At 75.0% G+C, this 4,819-nt stretch carries 2 protein-coding genes and 1 pseudogene; 2 read left to right on the top strand and 1 reads right to left on the bottom strand.

Annotated features, from left to right (window positions below; all coding sequences use genetic code 11):
• Positions 1-143: 143 nt before the first annotated feature.
• A pseudogene (locus ABL57_RS21230) lies at positions 144-371 on the top strand (nucleoside-diphosphate kinase); the annotation flags it as partial.
• A gap of 110 nt (positions 372-481) precedes the next feature.
• Here the strand turns inward: ABL57_RS21230 and ABL57_RS10230 are convergent.
• Entirely contained in the window at positions 482-1,114 is a 633-nt protein-coding gene (locus ABL57_RS10230; protein ID WP_047803370.1) for a vitamin K epoxide reductase family protein, read from the bottom strand.
• Between the two features lie 416 nt (positions 1,115-1,530).
• Here ABL57_RS10230 and ABL57_RS10225 point away from each other — a divergent pair.
• On the top strand, positions 1,531-4,819 hold a 3,289-nt coding region (locus ABL57_RS10225; RefSeq protein WP_053004880.1), incomplete at its 3' end, for an Rne/Rng family ribonuclease.

Here is a 4,819-nt window from a genome sequence, read left to right as displayed (position 1 = left end):
GTGGTGGTACGCGGTGCGCACCGGGGCGCGGCTGGACCGGGAGAACGCCGCCCGCGACGCGGCCCAGGCGCAGTGGGAGCGCGAGCACCCGGACGGATAGGCTGGGCACCGACATCCCAGACCCGTCCTCCGGAAGGATCCTCATGACCACGGAACGCACCCTCGTCCTCGTCAAGCCCGACGGGGTGGCCCGCGGCCTCACCGGCCAGGTCCTCGCCCGGATCGAGGCCAAGGGCTACCGGCTGGCCGACCTGCGGCTGCTGCACGCGGAGCGCGCCGTGCTCGAGGAGCACTACGCGGAGCACCGGGGCAAGCCCTTCTTCGAGCCGCTGGTGGAGTTCATGCTCAGCGGGCCCGTGGTCGCCGCCGTCGTCCGGCGCCGCGCCCGGGCGGGCACCGCGGTTCGGCCCGAGCGGTTCGGCCCGAGCGGTTCGGTCCGGGCGATCCAGCTTGCCAGCTTGAGCGGTTCCGCCCGGACAGGTCAGGCCGGGAAGATCACGCCGGCGAAGCGGATCAGCACCGTCCCGAAGATCAGCACGAGCAGCGCGGCGGCCGCGAACCAGGCCCACTGCTCCGCCCCCCGCGCCACGGCGGCCGGGGCGGGCAGGACGCCGGCGCGCAGGTTGCGGGCGGTGGTCTGCACCACCAGCACCGTCTGCATCACCCAGACGAGCATGCAGTACAGGCACAGGGCGTTGATCTCGAACGTGGTCTGGTACCACAGCCACAGCACGAACAGCCACCCGAGGGTCACCCCGATCTGCACGCCCCACCAGTACCAGGCCGCGAACCGGGCCCCGGCCAGCACCGCCAGGGCCACGGCCACCACGACCGCGTAGGCGACGAGTCCGATGAAGGGGTTGGGGAAGCCGAAGGCCTCGGCCTGCGGAGTGCGCATGACCGTGCCGCAGGAGAGCCAGGAGTTGATGTCGCAGCTGGTGCGGTGGCCGGCGTCGAGGAAGAGCTGGACCCGCTCGTAGACCAGCGTGGCCGCGCCGTAGAAGCCGAGCAGGCCGGTCACGAGGGCCACGAGACCCCAGCGCCGGTCGGCGCGCGCGGCGGGCTCGGAGCGCTGGGCGGGGGAGTCGTCGAGGGCTGAGGCAGAGGTGGTCACAGGCCCGATCCTAGGGGATGCGCCCCGGAGTTCCCGGGGAGCGCGGCGGGCCGGTTGCGGGCGGTGACGAGCGCAATCCGGGTCGGAGCCGGGCGTCTGTGAGATACTGACCACGGTCGAGCCCGCCCGTACGCGGAATCTCGGCCCAGCCGGACTTCGACGCCGGTCGGCAGGACCCGCGGCTCTCATCGGATTGAGCGCGTCCGCCGCCGGCCCAAGACCGTTGCCCTTGCGAGCAGCGGCTCGGAGCCCCGGACTGGCTCGTTGCCGTCCCCGCCCGTTCGCGTGGCGTGCGGGACGCGGCGGGTACGCACAGGACTTCTGGCCGCCGCGTGGACCCCACCGGCGAAACGCCGACCAAGCCGCTGCGGGGACCGGGTACGGACGGCGTACCGCGGCATGGAGCACAGCTGTATATGGATGCCGAACAGGTGAACCAGGACGGGGCGCAGGACGCCCTGGACGCTAGTCAGCAGAACACATCGGACGACGCGCGCCGGGAACCCCCGGCCATGGACCGGGCGGCCGACATCGCCCCCGGGACCCTGGCGGAGACGCCGGGCGACGTCCTCGACGAGCCCGCCGGAGCGCAGCCCTCCGCCCCGGCGCACGGCGACGCCGCCGGGACCGACACCCTCGACGTCGCGCCGGGCACCGCCGTGCCCGGCGACGAGACGCCGGGCGCGGTGGCCGAGGAGGTCTCCGCCCCGAGCCGCCCCGCCCCGGGCACGCCCGGGGCCGCGCAGGCCGGCGAGGAGATCGAGCCGGCCGGTGAGGCCCAGGACCTCGGCGTGAGCGCCGCGCCGGCGGACCAGGACGCGGCCCCCGCGGCCGGAGACTCGCCGTCCGCCGCGGACAGTGCAGGGAACAGCGCCGAGGACACCGCGGAGGACACCGCCGAGAACACCGCCCCGTCCGCGGAGGAGGCTCCCCGCACGGGTTCCGCGTCGGACCCGGACGGCGAGGCCCCGGATGCCGCCGCCGCGTCCGCGGAGGAGGCTCCCCGCACGGGCTCCGTGTCGGAGGCCGGCGGCCATGCCCCGGCTGCCGCCGCCCCGCCCGCCGCCGAGGCCTCCGCTGCGAGCTCCGTGCAGGAACCGGCCGGCTCCGGCCGCCGGCCTGCCGGGGCCGAGGCCGCCGCACCGCCCGCGCCGGACGCCTCCCAGGAGGGTCCCGTGCCGAGCCCGGACGGCTCCGGGCAGGAGGAGCCCGACGCCGCCGAGGAGCCGGCGGAGCCCGACTCCGCGCTGGCCGCCGCCGTCACCGCGACCTCTCTCATGTTCCACGCGCCGGACCTCGACGAACTGCGCGAGGCCGCGCAGCAGCGCGCGGCCCGCCGCCGCGAGGCCCGGCGCCGGCAGCAGGAGGAGAACGCGACCGCCGAGGACCCGGGCGACGGGGCCGAGGCCGAGGCGGCGGAGCTCGCCGAGGAGGCCGACGAGGCGGAGCAGAGCACCGGCGGGGGGGTGACCAGCCGTCGCCGCCGGCGCCGGCGGCGCGGGGACGTGGACATGGAGCTGGTGGGCGGCAGCGACGACGACCCGCCCAACACCGTCACACGTGTCCGCGCCCCGCGCGCCGCGGAGAGCGCCACGGTCGACGAGGTCGTGGCGGTGAAGGGCTCCACCCGGCTCGAGGCCAAGAAGCAGCGCCGGCGGGAGTCCCGCCAGACCGGCCGCCGCCGGCAGGTCATCACCGAGGCCGAGTTCCTCGCCCGCCGCGAGTCCGTCGAACGGCGGATGCTGGTGCGGCAGAAGGACAACCGGATCCAGATCGGCGTCCTCGAGGACGGCGTGCTGGCCGAGCACTTCGTCTCCCACACGCAGCAGGACTCGCTGATCGGCAACGTCTACGTGGGCAAGGTGCAGAACGTGCTGCCCTCCATGGAAGCGGCGTTCATCGACATCGGCCGGGGCCGCAACGCGGTGCTCTACGCCGGCGAGGTCAACTGGGACGCCTCCCGCCTCGAGGGCGGGCCGCGCCGGATCGAGGTCGCCCTCAAGTCCGGGGACTCGGTGCTCGTGCAGGTCACCAAGGACCCGGTGGGGCACAAGGGCGCCCGGCTCACGAGCCAGATCTCCCTGCCCGGCCGCTACCTGGTCTACGTTCCGGGCGGCTCGATGACCGGGATCTCCCGGAAGCTGCCCGACGTCGAGCGCGCCCGGCTGAAGAAGATCCTCAAGGACCGCCTGCCGGACGGGGCGGGCGTCATCGTGCGCACCGCCGCGGAGGGCGCCTCCGAGCAGGAGCTCACCCACGACATCAACCGGCTGCGGGCCCAGTGGGAGCAGATCCAGGAACGGGCGGGCTCCACGAAGACCCTGGCCCCGGAGATGCTGTACGCGGAGCCGGACCTGACCATCAAGACCGTCCGCGACGTCTTCAACGAGGACTTCACCACCATGGTCGTCCAGGGCGACGAGGCGTGGGACAACATCGAGGCGTACGTGACCTACGTCGCGCCGGACCTGCTGGACCGGCTCCAGAAGTGGGACGAGGACGAGGACCTGTTCGTGAACCAGCGTGTGGAGGAACAGATCCAGAAGGCTCTCGAGCGCAAGGTCTTCCTGCCCTCGGGCGGCTCGCTCGTGATCGACCGGACCGAGGCCATGACGGTCGTCGACGTCAACACCGGCAAGTTCACCGGGTCCGGGGGCAATCTCGAGGAGACCGTCACCAAGAACAACCTGGAGGCGGCCGAGGAGATCGTGCGGCAGCTGCGGCTGCGGGACATCGGCGGCATCATCGTCATCGACTTCATCGACATGGTGCTCGAGTCCAACCGTGACCTCGTGCTGCGCCGGCTGGTGGAGTGCCTGGGACGGGACCGCACCAAGCACCAGGTGGCCGAGGTGACCTCCCTGGGGCTGGTGCAGATGACCCGCAAGCGCATGGGCACCGGCCTGCTCGAGGTGTTCTCCGAGCCCTGCGAGCACTGCGCCGGCCGCGGCGTCGTCGTGCACGACCACCCGCTGGAGGGCCGCACCGGCGGCGTCCCGGGCGAGACCCGGGACCAGCGGCCCAACCGCACCGACCGCAAGCGCAACCGCCGCGGCCAGGGCGAGCAGCAGCCCGCCCGCACGGAGGCACGGAGCGCCGAGCCGGATCCGGCGGAGAAGGCGAAGGCCGAGGCCGCGCGCACGGCGTTCGCGACCATCGCGGCCGCGACCCACCACGAGGCCCCGGAGGAGGCGGAGCCGCCCCGAGCCGAGGAGCCGGCCGCCCCGGCCGAGTCCCGCCCGGAGGGTTCCGGCCGCTCGCGGAAGAAGCGCCGCGGCAAGCGCAGCCGCAACCGCGGCCAGGGCGCGGAGACCGCCGCCGAGCAGCAGGACGAGGGGGACACCGGGTCCCCGGCCGAGCCCGCGCCCGCCGTGGAGGAGCCCGCGTCCGAGCAGGGTTCCCGCCTGACGATCAAGGGCGAGGTCATCGAGCTGCCGCAGGGCCACGCGCCCGTCGCCGAGGAGCCCGCCGAGGCACCCCGGCTGAGCCTGGACTCGCTGGCGGAGGCCTTCGACCAGCGGGGGCCGGAGCAGCGGACCGCCGCGGCCGCCGACGACGCCGGGGCTCCCGCCGCCGAGCCCGAGGACGCGACGGCCGAGCCGGCGCAGGCCTCCGCCCGGCAGGGCCAGGCCCCGGCCGAGCCGGCGCAGGCCCCCGCCCGGGAGCGGCGGGCCACGAGCCAGGCCCCGGCCGAGCCCGCCGCCG

The organism is Kocuria sp. SM24M-10 (genome assembly GCF_001027955.1).
Taxonomy (GTDB): domain Bacteria; phylum Actinomycetota; class Actinomycetes; order Actinomycetales; family Micrococcaceae; genus Kocuria; species Kocuria oceani.
This window is presented reverse-complemented; position numbering and strand designations above follow the sequence as displayed.